Here is an 18,228-nt window from a genome sequence, read left to right on the forward strand (position 1 = left end):
TCTAATAACATAGTTATAAAATGCATAGTTAATGTACTTAACTTTTTTGGCACTTAACAACACTCTTGGAGTCCATTGCTCGTCTTCATGCAAAATACCATACTTAAAAAATAAGTTATTTCTTATTAAAAAATTTCTACGAAAAAGTCCTAGCCATGCCTGCATAGAACAGTTTCCCTTTTTTAATTCTTCTTCTAAAAACTCATTACCCGTATATTCTTTAAATTCGGAAATATTATTTCGCTCAATTGTATAAGATTTATTACTATAAATCCAAGTAGCATTTCCATATACAACATCAATATTTTTATTATCTATTTTTCCAACAAGACGTTCACATGCATTTTCATTGAGATAATCATCGGAATCTAAAAAAAGTACATAATCACCTTTAGCAAACCTCAACCCTGCATTTCTAGCATCTGAAAGTCCTCCATTTTTTTGGTGTAAAACAAATATCCTATTATCTTCTTTTGCATAATTATCACAAAGAAGACCACAATTATCAGGGGACCCATCGTCTACTAAGATTATTTCAAGATTGCTATATGTTTGATTAACTATGCTATTAACACATCTTTCTAAAAAATCTTCAACTTTATAAACTGGAACAACAATGCTAATCAACAAGTCATTTACCTACTTTTTAAAATATTTTTATTTTTTTACCATTCTCATATTCTTCATAGAACATTCTTTTTACGTAAATATATTATCAAAAATAACATATTAATATTTTTAAATTGTATCAACTTCAAAATAATTTTTTGATGAAAAGAAAAATCTTTTATGCTACTATTTTTATACCATTTTGGGTATCGTTGTTCCCAATGTTTAATATGATTAATGATAGCTCTTTTATTTTCCTTTTTTAAAACTAACGTAAGCACAGTAGTATAAAGCAACTCTTTGATAAATAATGTTTCTAATTCTAAAGGATATTTGTATTTTAACCTCTTAGCTATTATCTCGAATGCGCTAATTGCATACTTTATATCTACATATCTCTCATCATGAACTATTGAATTCTCATGAATTATATAATTATATAATGGTTTCTTTAGATAGTAGATACAGTCACAAAAAGGTGTGGTTAATTTATTAAAAACCATGTCTTCAAATCTCATTAAATCGGGAAATATAATGTTATTTTCTTCTACCGTTTTCTTTCTATAAACCTTGCAGCATGTACTTCCCGATGCATGTGAAATAACATTTTTCTTATTTATTATCCCTTCTTTATTGTTAGGAATTGAGGAACAAAGAATGAGTTTCTTATCATCTTGTTTATAATAATCAAAGATTATACAATCTACATCATTGTATTGATTGATAATATTATTAATCTCTTGAAAATAATGCTGATTAATATTATCATCGCTATCGATAAATGTCAGATATTGACCTCTAGATTTAAATAATCCTAGGTTTCTTGTTATTCCGGGTCCACTGTTTTTTTCATTCTGCATTATAACTAAATTCAAATTACTAGTAGTTTTATAGTTAAGCAATTTTTCATATGAGTCATCTGTTGAACAATCATCAATTACAATAACTTCAAAATCTTTTAATGTTTGTTCTTCTAAACTCTTAAAATATCCCGCCATCAAGTGAAAAGAATTGTACATTGGAGTAATAATGGAAAACTGCACTTAATCACCTCTAAATTCACTTTACTTTTACTACATATAATCCTCGCTTACCTTCAAAGACCGAATCAAAGCAGATTTCATCCCCAACCCGATTCCATCTCGGATGCAAATCGCACCTTGTATCATTATCATATTTAAATGGTGCAAATACTCTTGCTAGCTTTAGAATTTTATTTCCCTTGATTAACATCACAGATGCAACTCTAGCTCTATCTGGGTAAGTATCTGTCACAACCCCGCTCCCATTAGGTGAGTAACTTGGGTGGCCATCCGTAGTTAATTCTGGCCATTTCTTTTTATACTCTTGAGTCTGATCAGTCATTAGATAATATCCATTACCTCTATCTTTTTTGTGTGCAAAAGCTAATAGGTCTTTGCTATTTTTCCAATAGCAGTGAGATGTCATATTATCATCACTTAAATTATACATATTTGTTCCATCTATATTTACAGTAACTAATCTGGTGTACTTTCTAGACCCATTTATCCATCTATGTAAAACCATAAATCTTTTTCCAAAAGGATTTATCATAATGTGATTTACCTTATGCTCCGCATTTATCATTTCATTTCTCGGCTCGAAGTTCGAAAAATCAGTATAGTTCATCAATGGTTTAACCTCACCATTTTCTAAATTCACATGCCAAATACAGGGCATATTAGGGCACTTTTCGTTTGCGGTTGTTTCTGAAAGATTGGAATATCCATATCCTTTACGCAAACGATGTAGCCGTGCAAAATCTAATGAAAGCGCAAATTCCCCATCCTCTGATACACTATAAACTGGCATTGGAATAACTCTCTCTTCTTTTGTATTTAAGTTATAGATAACTGAGCAATAACATCCGTTTCGAAAATCATTATAAATAACTTTATCAATGTAGGAAGGTYCTAACCACTGTAACATGCAACCTTGCTGGACGTTCCAGGAATTAGTCTTCCCGATTATTTCAAATGAATTGTTATTTTTTGTATCAAACAACACAATATCTGCTGCTTCTTTAGGCGCAACGGATGAATGTGCATCTCTTACTCTTAAACAAAGCATATATCTATTAGTGGCATCCCACGGTGATTTATCATAGTATCCAAAAAAATATTCCATCCCATCTTTCGGAGATATTCTCATAATATCCCCTTCGGATTCAATTTTTGGAGATAGTGCATACATAGATAACTGATATGTTCTCTTTATAATCTTTTTTATTCCGGGATATTTATTCAATTGATTATTAATTTTTGCTTCAAAATTACTCATAGTATGTCTCCTAATACATTTCACATTTTTATTAGTTAATTACAAATTCTCCTTGTACCAGTTAATCGATGCTAAAATCCCTCGCTTAAAACTCCAATTAGGATTATATCCGAACATTTCTTGTGCTTTAGATATATCAGCATTACTATGCTTAATATCTCCAGCTCTTTCTGGTCCGAAAATTGGCTTTATGTCTTTTGCTAAAGAGTCACATAACCCATTATAGATATCAATCAAATATTCTTGACCACCACAAGCAATATTATATGCTTGGCCTGCTGCTAATTCAGAAGACTTACAAGCTTTCAAATTAGCCTCAATTACATTTTCAATATATGTAAAGTCTCTGCTTTGATTACCATCTCCATTAATTATTGGTCGTTCACCATTAAGTAATTGTTTAATAAACTTAGGTATTACAGCTGCATATGCGCCATTGGGGTTCTGTCTTCTCCCGAATACATTAAAATACCGAAGTCCTACAGTGTCAAGATTATATAACTTTGTATAGATATGTCCATATTGCTCATTCACCTTTTTGGTAAGTGCGTAAGGTGACATCAATTTACCTTCTCTTCCTTCTTTTTTTGGTAGAGTAGGTTCATCTCCGTAAACTGAGGAACTTGAAGCATATATAAATTTCTTTATACTATTTGTTCTTGATGCCTCTAGCATATTTAAAGTACCTTTTATATTAATTTCTTCATAAAGCAACGGCATTTCTATACTTCTTGGCACACTTCCCCAAGCAGCTTGATGAAGAACATAATCAACACCTTTGCATGCTCTCATACAAGTATCTAAATCACGGATGTCACCCTCAAGAAATTCAAATTTCTTATTATTCAAAAAATCTTCTACATTCTCTTTTTTACCATTTGAAAGGTTATCAAGTCCTCTTACTTGATAACCTAATGAAAGTATTGCTTCTACTAAATTAGATCCAATAAAGCCTGCTGCTCCAGTTATTAAGAATTTTGTATCTTTTGGGAACTCGATGTTTTCATATCCCATCTTATAGCCTCCAATATAAGAAGCCCATTTCTTCTGCTTCTTTCCGACTAAACACTGCTTTAATGTCAATTAACACACAACTACTTGCATTATTTTGTGAACTTGAATCAATTGATGCAGCAACTTCTGTCATTACTTGTTCATCGATGTACTCCACTGAACGAAACATCTTCTTAACATCTTTTAATGATATATCTCTAAATTCATCATGTGGAACTGCAAAGATAACGGCATCCATTTCATTTATGTCTTTCAAATCACAAGGGTTTATTCTATATTCATTCCATAAATCATCTTTATCAGCTATAGGGTCTACTACTTTCACTTCTATTCCGTATTCTTCTAACTCTTTTATTACATCTAATACTTTTGTGTTTCTGACATCTGGGCAGTTCTCTTTAAATGTAACCCCAAAAATGGCGACTTTTGAACCTTTAATTTGTTTGTTTGCTTTTATCATTTTCTTTACTGTACTTTCAGCAACGTATTTACCCATATCATCGTTTATTTTTCTTCCTGAAAGGATAATTTGTGAATAGTAACCCATTTGCTCTGCTTTATATGTTAAATAGTATGGATCAACGCCTATACAATGCCCCCCCACTAATCCAGGGGAGAATTTAAGAAAGTTCCATTTAGTTCCTGCAGCCTCAAGAACGGCTTTTGTGTCAATTTCCATTTTATTAAAAATGATCGATAGTTCATTCATAAAAGCTATATTTATGTCCCGTTGAGCATTCTCTATAACTTTAGCAGCCTCAGCTACTTTAATACTCTCCGCTTCGTATACTCCTGCAATAACAACTAGCTTGTACACTTTTGAAATTATTTCCAAAGTCTCTTTATCCATACCAGAAACTACTTTTATTATAGTTTCAAGTCTATGTTCTTGATCTCCCGGATTAATTCTTTCGGGTGAATAGCCTACTTTAAAATCTTTTCCACACTTTAGACCCGATTCTTTTTCTAAGATTGGAACACAGATATCTTCTGTTACGCCTGGATAAACTGTAGATTCAAATACAACAATTGAACCTTTACTCAAATTTCTACCTAACGTACGACTTGCGGATTCCACTGGTGATAAATCAGGAGTACGATCTTCCTTTACAGGCGTAGGTACAGCTACGATATGAAATTTAGCTTCTTTAAGACTTCTTTCATTATAAGTAAATTCTATAGTCGTGTTTTTAATTACTTCATTCCCTACTTCTTTTGTAGGGTCTATACCCTTTCTGTAAAGCTCAATTTTTTCCTTACTTACATCGAATCCAATAACATCAACCTTATTTGCAAAAGCAACTGCTATTGGCATCCCAACATAACCTAATCCTATTACAGAAATCTTTTCTTGTCTTTTTACTATCTCTTCGTAGTTAATCATATAATTTAACTCCAATTTTTTATTTTTTTGAAAACAATGCCGAAAACGAACCGATTCCATATGACGAGTGCAATATTAAAAATAAGAATGGCATTGAAAGTACATAATAAATTTTCTTTGTTTTCTTAATAGCAAATATTAAACCAAGTATAAAATGGAAACATATAACAGTAAGTAATAATTGCCAAAACCATGCACTTAAAAAGCCTAGGAGAGTACATCCAATAATCCCAGCTACAAAACAAAAAGGTATTAAATGTCTTATCGATAATGCTTTAGAATTTTTCTTAAAGACGATTATGTTCCATTTACCGTTTTGATATCCTTGTTTGGCCATGGACTTAACATTATTCCGCGCAAAGTAAGTTAATACAATAGAGGGATCTAAATAAAACTTACCTCCTACCGCTTTAATTCTTGAGTGTAAATCAATATCTTGATTTCTTTGCAAGGATTCATCAAAAAAACCTACTTTTTCAAATATACTTTTCTTATATAATCCAAATGCAACCGTATCCACATATCCAGCTTTTTTTGAATATCTGAATTTCGAATTACCAACCCCAAATGGGGAAGATAAAACATTAGAAATCGCTTTCCCCTTATTTCTGATAGTATCGGACTTCATACTTCCGCCAACACATACAGCATCCCCAACTCGCAACATAACTTCAACACATTTAGAGATGTAATCAGGTTCTACAAAACTATGGGCATCAATTCTAAAAACATACTCACCATTTGCCTCTTTAAGTCCTAAGTTCCATCCTGATGCAAGTATCTTTTGGGGATTATTTAAATACCTGATTTTCAAGTTGCAATCGTTTTTTTTGTAAATATCCGCTATCTTTTTTACAATCTGAAATGAATCATCTTCAGAATCACCGTCGATAAAAAGGATTTCATATTTGTCTTTTGGATAATCTTGATTAATTAATGAATTAATACTTTTTTCTATATATTCACTTTCATTTCTTGCTACAATAATAGCAGAAACATATGGTATATTTTCATAACCCATAAACTTACCTCATTCCAAAAAAGTTATCGTTTAGAACTATTTCCTATTACCTATTACCTATTAACTCTTCACTCCGTTCAATAGCAGAAAAATACTCCTCAGAGTTTATTTTCTTTTCTCTCAATAAAAAATCACCAAAATCTTCTGAAGTATCCATACCTACTGTACTTATTCCGTCTCTTTTAAATACCTTTACTGCCGTTCTGAAAATTATCTGCCAGTCACCCGTAAATGTAATATTATCAAGATAATCCAGATCAAAAGTTAATTTTTCTTCCCAAGTAACACAGTTTCGTCCATTGATCTGTGCCCACCCTGTGAGACCTGGTAAAATACCGTGTCTCTCTTTTTGTTTTGATGTCATAAACACTAAATCTTTAACAAGTTGTGGTCTTGGCCCTACAAACGCCATATCTCCTTTAAGTATATTAAAAAGTTCTGGTAACTCATCAAGTGATGTTGATCTTAAGAACTTCCCAAAACCCGTTAATCTAACACTATCCGGAAGTAACTCCCCATTCTTATCTTTCTTCTCTGTCATCGTCCTAAACTTATACATCGTAAAAATTACTTCATTAAATCCAGGTCTTTTTTGTCTAAATATAATTGGACTTCCAAGCTTTGTTCTTACAAGTATTGCAACTATTAGAAACAATGGACTAAACACGATAATAGCAACGATAGACAATAATAAATCCAATGGTCTTTTTAGATATCTTCTATACAATTCACCGTTAACATCTTTCATTGCTCTCACCATAATTCTTTAATAATTTTTATAATTCTTTTTAAATCAGCATCTGTCATCTTGGTATCAGAAGGTAAACACACACCATTCTCAAACAATTTCTCTGCTACATCCGTTCCAATAAAATCATATTTCTCGAAATAAGGCTGTATATGCATTGGCTTCCAAATTGGTCTTGACTCTATATTTTCTTTTTCAAGAGCTTCCATAATTTCTAAAGGTCTAATCTTGCCATATAACACCATTGAACTTAACCAATAGTTCGGGTCATCCCATTCATTGCTTGGCATAAATATTATTCCATCAAGATTATTAAGTTCTTTCTTATAAAAATCAAATATATATTTCTTCTTCTTAACTCTTTGGTCTAGTATCTTCAGCTGCCCTCGGCCAATCCCAGCTACTACATTACTCATACGGTAATTGAATCCTAATTCACTATGCTGATAGTGTCTTGCCTGATCCCTACTTTGAGTTGCCCAAAATCTTGCCTTAGAAATTCTTTCTTCATTATTGGAAACCAGCATTCCACCACCTGAAGTAGTGATGATTTTATTACCATTAAAAGAGAAAACCCCATAATCACCAAAAGTGCCTGTATGCTTTCCTTTATAGTAAGTGCCTAAACTCTCTGCAGCATCTTCAATTAGTGCAACATTGTGTTTTTTACATAGCTCTACTATTTTATCCATGTCTGCAGATAAACCATAAAGATGTACCACTATAACTGCCTTTACTTTGGGATACTTTTCAAAAGCCTCTTTCAATGCTTTAGGACTCATATTCCAAGTTTCATAATCGCTATCAATAAATACAGGAATAGCATTTTGATAGATAATTGGATTAGCTGTTGCTGAGAACGTAAGTGTTGGACAAAATACAATGTCCCCTTCTCCTACTCCTGCTGCTATTAAGGCTAAATGGATTGCCCCAGTACCAGAAGACAGTGCCGCAGCTGCGTTAGTACCCACCCTATTTGCAAGTTCTTTTTCAAATTCATTCACATTTTCACCAAGCGGTGCAATCCAGTTTGTTTCAAAAGCTTCCTTAACATATTGCATTTCATATCCCTCATCACTCATGTGAGGTGATGATAGGAAAATTCTTTCTGATTTTGTTAGTCTTTCTGCCATTTTTGGACTTCCTTCCTAAGGTAAGTTGTATCAATTTTTTAGTTACTTAGTACTTGATTGGCAATTCATCGTTTTCCACCCAACCAACTACGAAATTACTAAAGCAATTTCTAGCTTCCCCGTTAAATCATAAAGTCCATTATTTAATCGGGGGCTATTATTCAATACCAATATCTATTTAAGGACTCTCTTACTTTCTATTATCTGCTCAAGATACTCAACCAGCTCATTTCTCAATTCCTCATGCTGTAAAGCAAACTCAATAGTAGTCTTAACAAATCCTATCTTCTCCCCAACATCATAACGCTTACCCTCAAAATCATAAGCAAACACTCGTTGAACCTGATTTAGCTGTTCAATAGCATCGGTCAACTGGATTTCTCCACCCGCCCCTGCTCCTTGTTTCTCAAGGAAAGTAAAAATTTCAGGAGTTAAAATATATCGTCCCATTATTGCAAGATTTGACGGTGCCGTTCCCATTGGTGGTTTCTCGACAAAATTATCGACTTTATAAAGTCTTCCATCTCTTTCAAGAGGTGCAATAATCCCGTAACGATTCGTTTCACTATCAGGTACTTGTTGGACACCAATGACAGAAGCACCAGTTTCATCATATTGATTGATTAATTGTCGTAAACATGGTGTCTCAGCTTGTACTATGTCATCTCCCAATAGAACTGCAAAAGGTTCATCACCTATAAATTTTTTCGCACATAGTACAGCATGTCCCAGTCCAAGTGGTTCTTTTTGACGGATGAAATGAATCTCGACTTTAGAACTTTCTCTTACTTTTTCGAGTAATTCGAACTTCTCTTTACGAATCAAGTTTTCTTCCAATTCAAACGCATGATCAAAATGATCTTCAATCGCACGTTTTCCTTTACCTGTAACAATAATGATGTCTTCAACCCCTGAAGCAATAGCTTCTTCGACAATATATTGAATGGTCGGTTTATCAACAATTGGCAGCATTTCTTTCGGCATCGCCTTAGTTGCTGGCAAGAAACGTGTTCCTAAACCTGCGGCTGGTATGATTGCTTTTCTGACTTTCTTCATATTATATATACCTCACAATAATCGTATTATTTATCAAAAATCAGCTCTTGGTGATTTTTCCAATTAATAGTCAAAATAAAAGGGCGTTTCTCACGCCCAATTCATCCGACTTCATTCAACATTTGAAGAGTCTTAACCTCAACATTCCTTCGATTTGCAACCCCAACCAAAGTATCCTTCAACTCTGATCCTGCAAGTGTTGGAATCTTATCCAACAAGGAAAAAAGCTCATGCTTCGTAATCGGCGTTGCCTTCCCAATATAAATCTTCGGAAACACAACGTCGCTCTGACGTTCGCTTTCATTCATCAACTCTTCGAAAAGCTTCTCTCCGGGTCTAATTCCAGTCTCTTTAACTTCGATTTCACCATCGGAATAACCAGAAAGTCGAATCAAGTTCTTTGCTAGATCCACTATCTTAACTGGCTCGCCCATATCCAGTACGAATACTTCCCCACCATTGGCAAGAGTTCCAGCTTGAATCACAAGTCTCGATGCTTCTGGAATCGTCATGAAGTAACGAGTCATACGTGCGTCAGTTATAGTTACAGGACCACCTTTTGCAATTTGATTCTTAAATAGAGGGACCACACTACCACGAGAACCCAAAACATTCCCAAATCGTACTGCTGCGAACTTCGTCTTACTATCTTTCGCAAGATTCTGAATAATCATTTCCGCAAAACGTTTCGTCGCACCCATCACGTTAGGTGGGTTAACCGCTTTATCAGTCGAAACTAATACAAAGTTACTTACTCCAAAAGTGTCTGCCGCTTCCGCAACATTCTTCGTACCGAAGATATTGTTCTTAACAGCTTCCATCGGATTGTATTCCATCAACGGCACATGCTTATGTGCAGCAGCATGGTATATCACATCTGGTCTATACTCATCTACAAGGTCGAAGATTCTCGCACGATCTTGCACGTCAGCAATGATTGGACGAATATCTGTCCCTGTGCCTGCGATATTTTGTAGTTCTTGATCAATCAAGTAAATCGAGTTCTCTCCATGCCCTAACAAAATCAATTGTTTTGGACTGAATCGCATAACTTGTCGGCAAATCTCTGATCCTATGGAACCGCCCGCTCCAGTAACCAAGATTGTTTTGCCAGTAATGTTCTCAGAGATCACTTTCATATCCAGCTGAACTTCTTCTCGTCCTAGTAAATCCTCGATTTTCACATCGCGTATTTCGTTGACTGAAACTTTACCAGTCATCAAGTCTTCAATACGTGGAATCTGCTGTGTTTTAGCGCCCGACGCCACACAAACTTGAAGAATATCAACCATTTCATGTTTTGATAATGATGGAATCGCGAGTACAATATTTTCTACATTATGTTTTTTTACTATTGCTGGAATGTCTTTTATGTATCCTAGTACTTTAATCCCGTAAATCTCCAAGTTTTGTTTGGTRTGTTGGTCATCTACATAACCAACTGGAATTAGTTCAGCATCATGACTGTGCATCAACTGACGGGTAACCATTGTTCCAGCTGCACCCGCTCCGACTATTAACGTTCGTTTTCTTACATCGGTCTTTTCAAATCTGAATCTAGAGTCGGCATAAAGCCTCCAGGAAAATCTGGATCCTCCGATTAAAAACACATGCAGCATCCACGTTAGTGCCAAAACTCGCCAGTAGATGTTTTGTTGTAAGGCATATTGAATGACCATAACTGTTAAGATTGTATAAGTAACAGCACGCACGATGGATAAAACTTCTCCCACCGATGCGTACGTCCATACTTTTCGGTATAAGCCTAAACGCCAGGAAAAAAAGTGGTGGGCAAGGAAAATGGTAAGCGAACTGACAACAAGCATATCATTGTGAAATATGTCCAAATAAGGATGTAGGACGAAATAACATGCATAAATCGAGAAAAGTACGATGATTGAATCTAGAAGAATCAATAAATAGGTACGTTTATGAATAGTCATCGTCGCTACCTCCTTTTGAATGAGTTGATTAAACAAGACCGAACAGCTTCTTTCGTTGTTGAATTCGTTCTGGCGCTAATTTCCGCATCGAACGTCCAAGCAGTACATCTTCTGCTTGAAGATTTACCAGCTTCACCATATCTGAGCCAAGTTTTTTATCGAGCTTGTCCATCGCTTGTTTCCAGACACATGCACGATTTGTGATGTTATGAGCATCGGTTGCTACAAAGTGGGCGAGTTGGTGTTCAAGCATATTCAAACTCAATTTCTGTGTTTTCTTACCGAACATACCGGCTACGCTTGCTGCCGTCACTTGAGATAAAGCACCGTTTTTAATCAAGCGGTATAGCTTGTCCGAGTTTTCGGCAATTTCCGCATTTCGTTCAGGATGAGCGATGATTGGTGTGTAGCCATTAACGAGCAAGTCATAGAATAATTGCTCCGTATATTTAGGTATATTAGATGAAGGAAATTCAACCAATACATACTCTGAATCATTTAAAGTAAGCAATTCTTCTCCTCGGTTGAAGATGTCGACCATTTCACCAAATAAGCGAATTTCCTGGCCAGCGTATAGATCCAGCTGGATGTTCTGTCTATTTAATTCAGCTTTCACTTCTTGAACTTTAGAAAGAACGTCTTTTTTGTCATTTGTAAAGCTGGGGTGTCTATGATGCGGAGTCGCTATTATCGATGTAATGCCTTCCGCAACCGCTTGCTTCGCCATTTCGACACTGTCTGATAAGTTTTTCGACCCATCATCCAGACCCCATAGAATATGTGAATGAATATCAATCATCTAAATCCCCACTTTTCCCTTTTTATTAGTCCTTATTACCCTAACAACGCAACTATATTCATATATTAGCACGATAAAGTCACTATTAACAGGGGATTAACAGTGAATAAATTGTCGAAACGATAGGTAAATAGACTCTATTTTCAAAAGGAATCAATCGTTATGGCCATAATAATAATAATACTGTGAATCCTTTGCTTTTTTCATATTGAGCACAGCTCCAATCGTCTTGCCTTTAGCGGAATCCAATAGGTCTTTGGCTTTACGCGCAGCTTCATGTTCCGTCTTCCCACTACAGATAACCAAAATCGAACCATCGACTTTGTTCGACAAAATTTGTGCATCAGCAACAGCTAATACAGGAGGTGTGTCAAATAAAACTAAATCGAATTCCGTTTTCGTCTTTTCAATAAATTGCGACATTGCCTCAGATCCCAGCAATTCTGCCGGGTTAGGAGGAATCGGACCACATGTCAAAATAGATAAGTGTTCCACTTCTGTCTTTTGTACCGCTTCAGCCAATGTCGTTTGTTTAGTCAGGACGTTCGTCAATCCTCTGACGTTTTTCAAATTGAACGTATAATGCACGGTTGGTTTACGTAAATCGGTATCGACAAATAATACTTTCTTTCCTTGTTGGGCAAATGTAATCGCAAGATTGGCTACAGTGGTTGACTTGCCTTCTGCCGGACTTGAAGACGTTACTAAAATCGTTTTGTATTCTGTATCAATGGAAGAGAATTCAATGTTGGTACGTAACGTTCGGTATTGTTCTGTGATGGGCGAACGTGGACTGTCAATAGTAATTAATCGGCGTTCCATTTCTATCGCACGTCTTTTCTTAGCCATTGTTAATCTCTCCTTCTGGTTTCAGCTTCTGTTGCACTTTATTCATCTTGTCTTGCTCTTTTTTCTCCATAGAAGAAATGGAGCCAATGACAGAAAGACCTAGCAAAGTTTCAATCTCTTGTTCGGTTTTGATTGTATTGTCCAGGTACTCAAGTAGGAACGCCAAACCAACACCTAGCATCAAACCAACAACCATGGCAATTGCCATATTCAACATTTTGTTTGGTTTAATCGGAATCTGTGTGTCTGTTGCAGTTGCTTTTGCTAGAATACTAACGTTGTTGACGTTCATAATATCCATGATTTCACGTTGGAACACACTTGCCGTTGTATTGGCAATATCACGGGCAACGAACTGGTCTGGATCTTGAACCGTAATCGTCAATACTTGCGATTCACCTACCGCAGAGACGGTGATTTTCGAGTTCAAGTCTTCAGTAGTTAGTGTTTCAAGTGCCAGATCTTTGCGGACGATATCCAAAATCGCCGGGCTCTTGATAATGACGTTGTATGTATTAATCAATTGTAAGTTTGTTTGAATCTCACTGACATTTAATATCGGCGCTTCTGTTTTCTCTTGATTGACTAATAGTTGTGTAGATGCTTGATAGATAGGTGTAACAAAAAAGTAACTAACAATTCCGCTGATAAGGGTCGCGAGAATAGTTAGTGATAGGATTAACAGCATTCGTTTTTTTAACGTTTGAAATAATTCTTGTAAACTGATTGTTTCTTCCATAGTTCAAAAGACCTCCATCGGTACAATAAGTATACATATTATAGCACATAGATATGTCGTCGAATTGTCTTGTTTTGTCGAATCATGTTAGGTAATCAGTATCAAAAGGCTTGCATTTACTTTGCGAACCATAAAATTAAGTAAGGAGTCTTGAATGTTGAATCTACCTATTATGACTTTTCTACCACTCCATGACTTTGGATATAGATTTATATGAAAAACCCACCCAAGCTTCACTTGGGTGGGTTTAGAATGTGATTACTTAATATGTTTGAATTTCCACTTCTCCGATTTGTTGTCGTAGTAAGCTACTTCAATATCTAGCTTCTTACCTTTAGTTGTCGTGATGAAGAAGTAGTCTTTAAATCCGTTCGTGATTTGATTGCCTTCTGTATCAGTGAAGGACATATCATTTAATTTCAAGTTTTCTTCTTGTTGACCATGATGTTTCTCATGGCCTTTACCTTTTCCTTGGTGATTGTCATGACCGTTACCATTGTCTGGGTGGTTGTCATGTCCTTTTGGCAAATGATATTCCAGGGTCAATGAAAATGCGCCAGATTTAGCCAACACGTCAAAGTTCATTGTTGTGATGGTGAATGATGACCCATTAACCAGTTTCAAGATGACTGGTTTGTTTACTGCATCGATCTTCTCCACAGCATCCTCGGTGAATCGAATCTCGACTTTTCCATCGATATGCGGTGCAGTTACTTCTATGAAGATGACTGGTTTCGTTGTATCGACATCGTCTGCCGAGACGATTTCAACACCGTCTTCAGTTGCTGGCACTGTAACGTTGATTGTTACTTTGTTTTCTCCGACTGTCGCCGTGATTGTCGTCGAGCCAGCAGCTTTTGCTGTAATTAATCCTTTTTCAACTGAGATTACGTCTGTATCGTAGCCACTGTATGTTGCTGTAGCCGTTACATCTTCATCAGTAGAAGTTTCATCCGCTTTAGTAGTTGTTTCTGTTACTTTCAGTTGTTCTGTTGCACCAACTTCAAGTTCAACCGTAGATTTATTTACCTTCAATGTTTTCACGTCTGGTACTTCGTCTTTTAAATCTACTTGAATCAATAGTGGGTCATGGTCAGATGCGCGACCGTGAATGTCCATATAGTTTGCATTGATGTGAATCATATCAACTAAAGCCGTATCAGCTATGTTGTTTGTAACTAACACATGGTCAAGTACTTGGTTGTTTCCTTGGTAGTAATAAGAGAAACGATCGCCAGCTGGTACTTTTTCCACCATGTTTGTCAAAATGCCACCTTTAAGTGCTGCAAGTGTTGGTGTGAATTCGAAATCATTCATGTCACCAGCCACGATTACTTTCAGGTTCGGATCTTGTGCTTGTCCTTTTTTGATAAATTCATTGATCATAGTTGCAAGTTCGATACGTTCTGCTTCAGAACCTAAGAATGGAGGTTGGTTTTTACCGAATAACGGTTGGTCTCCACCTTTTGAGTTTAAGTGAGCGCCAATTACGACTACTTTCTCCCCTTGGAACTCGAACTGAGCTGCCAATGGTTTACGTGTGTTTGCTTGTGGCAAGTCAAGGATACGACCAGGGTTTTTAGAAAGTTCTCCATCTACCCATGTTACCGCTTCAGTTGAACCACCTTTCGTTCCTGCTACAAGTGATACACGGTTCGGATTGTATAAGTAACCAACGCGAATGTTCCCGCCTGGTTGTCCACCATCTTGATTGTATTCAGGTGCGATGTCAGTCCATTCATACACTGGACCTCCTGCCGCTACTATCGCTGCAATCAGACGTTCATAGCTTTCTGTCGCGTCTGCATTGTTTGAAGCTGTTGCCCCATCATTATCTTGAACTTCTACAAGAGTAATAATGTCAGGAGATTTCATGTTCTCAACGAACGATTTTGCGATTTTCTCCACTTTTTCATCCGGAGTTTGTTCAATATTATTAGAGAAGTTCTCAACGTTGTAAGAAGCAACGTTCAATTTATCTTCCGCTGGTTTGATATCTGTGATTGTCACTGGTTTTTCAACGCGTGTGATTTGTGGAAGTGTGTTTTCTTTCGTCCACAGTTTGTAGTTACCGAAGCCGAAGCCCATAACGCCAACAATGTTGCCAGTATAGTAGTCGCCAGATTTTGCGTCGTATGATTCGTTATCGAAGTCTACGATGACGCGTTCTGGGTTGTAGTCAGTAGCAGAAATATTGATTCCGCCAAGTACGTTGAATACAGTTTTTGTAGAGCTTCCTGCTACAACCACCACTTCACCGTATTTTTGCGGTCCAACTACTTTCGCATTTGGAACTGCTAGACGCATTAATTCAACAGATTCCCAGAAATCAATACCGTCTTCAGCTGGATCGAATGAAGTCAATCCGTCGTTGTCGATGATTTCCGTTGCTGGGAAGATGTCTTCACCGATTACTAATGGTGCTGGAAGTTCATGTGTTCCGTTTGCTACTGCAGCAGTTGCTCTGATACGAGTAACTGGTAAATCATTTGTTTTCATATCTGAATAGCCTTCGTAATACCATTCTTCAACTGTTCCTGCAACGGTAATCAAGTCACCGACTTTAAGGCCATTTGAAGTTTTGTTTACGATGATTGCTTCAGATGTTGTGTTATCATCATCCGGATTTACATCCTGAATAACAAAGTTAGCCGAGTTGTAAAGGTGAGTAACAACCCCAGTGATTTCTTTGACGGTAGCCCCTTGGTAATCCGAGTAATGACCTTCACCTTGAATGTCACGGATTTGGAGGTTGCCCACTTTCAATACGTTGTAAGTGAATGAGAAGACTTCAGAAGTTGTGTCACTTACTGCGATTGCTTTGATTGTTGTGTCTTTCGTTAATTCGATTGGAGCAGTGTATTGTGTACTTGCAGACGTCGGTGTTGAACCATCTATTGTATAGTAGATTGTCGCACCTTCGATTGGTGAAATTAAAGAGATTTTTGTACCTGCAGACACTGTTCCTGGGAATACATCTGTGTAAACAGCAGGTTTGTTCACTAGGTCAAAGCTTTCAAGTCCTAATGTTTTCACTTGGTATGTTGTGTTGAATTTAGAAGCAATACCTGAAATGTTTACAAGATCGCCTGCTTTATAGCGTTTGATGAATTCATCGTAAGCCAATCCGTTGCGGTTATCGTTACGGATGACCACTGATTCACCATTTTCATATGTAGCTGTGAATTCGAATGTTCCGAAGTCATTTGATTTTACTAAGTTCGTAATCTTTACGTTGTTTAATAGAATGCGTTCACTTTGTGTTTCTTCATTTACGCCTACAGGTGTGATTTCCTGTGTTGCTGGCAATTCATTGCCTGAAGAGATCTTCGTGATTTTCGGTTGTTCCATTTGAAGTTCGCCGCCATAGACGGTTACTTTTCCTTCTAGTTCAACTTTGTCACCAGGAGAGACATCTGCTGTAGAAGAGAAGATGTATAGTCCAGCTGTACTGTCCTGAACATAGAACGCTTTACCACCCCAGTATCCAGTACCAGTAGTAACTGTTCCTTGTACTTTGATTAATTTATCCGATCCCACTTCTGTACGAGCAGCAGCAAGGTTCTCTTTCAGTTCCGCTTCAGACGGAGGTGGTTCTACTCCACCATCCAGGAAGCTCATTGCATTAACAGCACTAATACCAGGTACCGAGAAGTAAGCACCTAAAGTACCTGTAATTTCAACTTTTTTCCCTTGATTAGCTGGGTTCGTCAACATTCCAAATTGTGCACGGAAGTTCGTAGCTAAACGGACGGGAATCATTTTCTTTATATCAGTTTCATTTGGAGAATCCGCAATCACAACATTTGTGTCTGCAGGAAATGGCGCTGTAAAATCCACACTTGTCGTGCTGTTCATATAGCCCACGATATATCCATGGACCGTTGCAGAACCTGTATTATTTGCGATTGCATCGGCAACCGTTATCGGTTCCGCCGCTTGGGCACTTGGTGCTGTGATAAATGGTCCAACCATTGAGATCACTAGTAAGAATGCTAGTAGAATCTTACTGAAAGTATGTCTAAAAATGCCTTCTTTCGTCATCCATTTCACTCCTCAAAGAGAATTTATTGTAATTCCCCTAGATTATAGCAAAGGATTGTTATTATTTTCTTAATTGTTTGTAAGTGTTGTTAAGAAAACCCAAAAACAGTCRGTAAGTCTATTTAGTTGGAAGGAAAATGGTTTTTAACTAATACGAAGTTTCCATACGAATATACCTATAATATCAGGGTGGGTTTATGCTTCTTTTAATAGAAGAAGTTTCGTTGCAAACAAAAAGAGCCAACCACAAGGGCTGACTCAATTGTTTATTAAAATTCATTCAGTTTGTCTAATGCACGATATAGCATAACTGCCGCTTCCGCACGTGATGCATTCGCTTTTGGATCAAATTTGTTTCCAGCACGGCCATTTACAATACCTAGTCCTACAGCTTGTTTGATGGATACTTTCGCGAAGTCTCYAACTGCTTTTTCATCCGCAAATATTTTCGATGTGTCTACATCTTTCAATAGATTCGCATCTTTGTATTTCACTGCGCGTACAATCATCGTTGCGATTTCTTCACGTGTGATTAACGCATCTGGATCGAACGAGTCTGTCGTCTTGCCATTTACGATACCTGCACGG

15 protein-coding genes are annotated in these 18,228 nt (G+C 36.6%); all 15 read right to left on the bottom strand.

Going from position 1 to position 18,228, the window contains the following annotated elements; translation table 11 throughout:
• The coding region (locus tag AC1DSB_RS03845) for a glycosyltransferase (RefSeq protein WP_477585797.1) at window positions 1-630 on the bottom strand (630 nt) is incomplete at its 3' end.
• Between the two features lie 53 nt (window positions 631-683).
• A complete protein-coding gene (locus AC1DSB_RS03850) occupies window positions 684-1,652 on the bottom strand; it encodes a glycosyltransferase family 2 protein (RefSeq protein WP_477585799.1) in 969 nt (322 codons plus the stop codon).
• Between the two features lie 16 nt (window positions 1,653-1,668).
• A complete protein-coding gene (locus AC1DSB_RS03855; RefSeq protein ID WP_477585801.1) occupies window positions 1,669-2,910 on the bottom strand; it encodes a hypothetical protein in 1,242 nt (413 codons plus the stop codon).
• Window positions 2,911-2,949: 39 nt separating this feature from the next.
• Window positions 2,950-3,924 carry an SDR family oxidoreductase gene (locus AC1DSB_RS03860; protein ID WP_477532291.1) on the bottom strand — a complete coding sequence of 325 codons (975 nt, stop codon included), beginning with the start codon at window positions 3,922-3,924 and terminating at the stop codon, window positions 2,950-2,952.
• Between the two features lies 1 nt (window position 3,925).
• Window positions 3,926-5,308 (bottom strand): nucleotide sugar dehydrogenase, encoded by a 1,383-nt coding sequence (locus AC1DSB_RS03865; RefSeq protein ID WP_477585803.1) that lies wholly within the window; start codon window positions 5,306-5,308, stop codon window positions 3,926-3,928.
• A gap of 19 nt (window positions 5,309-5,327) precedes the next feature.
• Window positions 5,328-6,329 carry a glycosyltransferase family 2 protein gene (locus tag AC1DSB_RS03870; RefSeq protein ID WP_477585804.1) on the bottom strand — a complete coding sequence of 334 codons (1,002 nt, stop codon included), beginning with the start codon at window positions 6,327-6,329 and terminating at the stop codon, window positions 5,328-5,330.
• Between the two features lie 46 nt (window positions 6,330-6,375).
• A complete protein-coding gene (locus tag AC1DSB_RS03875; protein ID WP_477532294.1) occupies window positions 6,376-7,077 on the bottom strand; it encodes a sugar transferase in 702 nt (233 codons plus the stop codon).
• A gap of 5 nt (window positions 7,078-7,082) precedes the next feature.
• Complete coding sequence (locus AC1DSB_RS03880) at window positions 7,083-8,210, bottom strand: DegT/DnrJ/EryC1/StrS family aminotransferase (RefSeq protein WP_477532295.1); 1,128 nt, start codon at window positions 8,208-8,210, stop codon at window positions 7,083-7,085.
• A gap of 174 nt (window positions 8,211-8,384) precedes the next feature.
• Window positions 8,385-9,266 carry a UTP--glucose-1-phosphate uridylyltransferase GalU gene (gene galU / locus AC1DSB_RS03885; RefSeq protein WP_477532296.1) on the bottom strand — a complete coding sequence of 294 codons (882 nt, stop codon included), beginning with the start codon at window positions 9,264-9,266 and terminating at the stop codon, window positions 8,385-8,387.
• A 101-nt stretch (window positions 9,267-9,367) separates the two neighbouring features.
• Window positions 9,368-11,209, bottom strand: a complete 1,842-nt coding sequence (locus AC1DSB_RS03890; RefSeq protein WP_477532297.1) for a polysaccharide biosynthesis protein — start codon at window positions 11,207-11,209, stop codon at window positions 9,368-9,370.
• A 28-nt stretch (window positions 11,210-11,237) separates the two neighbouring features.
• Complete coding sequence (locus tag AC1DSB_RS03895) at window positions 11,238-12,008, bottom strand: tyrosine-protein phosphatase (protein WP_477532298.1); 771 nt, start codon at window positions 12,006-12,008, stop codon at window positions 11,238-11,240.
• 153 nt (window positions 12,009-12,161) lie between these two features.
• Window positions 12,162-12,857, bottom strand: a complete 696-nt coding sequence (locus AC1DSB_RS03900; protein ID WP_477532299.1) for a CpsD/CapB family tyrosine-protein kinase — start codon at window positions 12,855-12,857, stop codon at window positions 12,162-12,164.
• Window positions 12,850-13,596 carry a YveK family protein gene (locus tag AC1DSB_RS03905; protein ID WP_477532300.1) on the bottom strand — a complete coding sequence of 249 codons (747 nt, stop codon included), beginning with the start codon at window positions 13,594-13,596 and terminating at the stop codon, window positions 12,850-12,852. Before AC1DSB_RS03905 ends, AC1DSB_RS03900 begins: the two co-directional genes overlap by 8 nt.
• Window positions 13,597-13,854: 258 nt before the next feature.
• On the bottom strand, window positions 13,855-17,640 hold the full coding sequence (locus AC1DSB_RS03910; protein ID WP_477532301.1) for a DUF6359 domain-containing protein: 3,786 nt from the start codon (window positions 17,638-17,640) through the stop codon (window positions 13,855-13,857).
• Between the two features lie 269 nt (window positions 17,641-17,909).
• The coding region (locus tag AC1DSB_RS03915; protein WP_477585806.1) for an S-layer homology domain-containing protein at window positions 17,910-18,228 on the bottom strand (319 nt) is incomplete at its 5' end.

It is taken from the genome of Paenisporosarcina sp. P4_E4_2 (assembly GCF_056401595.1).

Excerpts from the sequence above, each read along its gene's own strand:
- AC1DSB_RS03870 (WP_477585804.1), bottom strand. The coding sequence starts at position 6,329 with ATGGGTTATGAAAATATACCATATGTTTCTGCTATTATTGTAGCAAGA.
- AC1DSB_RS03875 (WP_477532294.1), bottom strand. The coding sequence starts at position 7,077 with ATGAAAGATGTTAACGGTGAATTGTATAGAAGATATCTAAAAAGACCA.
- AC1DSB_RS03905 (WP_477532300.1), bottom strand. The coding sequence starts at position 13,596 with ATGGAAGAAACAATCAGTTTACAAGAATTATTTCAAACGTTAAAAAAA.
- AC1DSB_RS03895 (WP_477532298.1), bottom strand. The coding sequence starts at position 12,008 with ATGATTGATATTCATTCACATATTCTATGGGGTCTGGATGATGGGTCG.
- AC1DSB_RS03860 (WP_477532291.1), bottom strand. The coding sequence starts at position 3,924 with ATGGGATATGAAAACATCGAGTTCCCAAAAGATACAAAATTCTTAATA.
- AC1DSB_RS03880 (WP_477532295.1), bottom strand. The coding sequence starts at position 8,210 with ATGGCAGAAAGACTAACAAAATCAGAAAGAATTTTCCTATCATCACCT.
- AC1DSB_RS03910 (WP_477532301.1), bottom strand. The coding sequence starts at position 17,640 with ATGACGAAAGAAGGCATTTTTAGACATACTTTCAGTAAGATTCTACTA.
- AC1DSB_RS03865 (WP_477585803.1), bottom strand. The coding sequence starts at position 5,308 with ATGATTAACTACGAAGAGATAGTAAAAAGACAAGAAAAGATTTCTGTA.
- galU (WP_477532296.1), bottom strand. The coding sequence starts at position 9,266 with ATGAAGAAAGTCAGAAAAGCAATCATACCAGCCGCAGGTTTAGGAACA.
- AC1DSB_RS03900 (WP_477532299.1), bottom strand. The coding sequence starts at position 12,857 with ATGGCTAAGAAAAGACGTGCGATAGAAATGGAACGCCGATTAATTACT.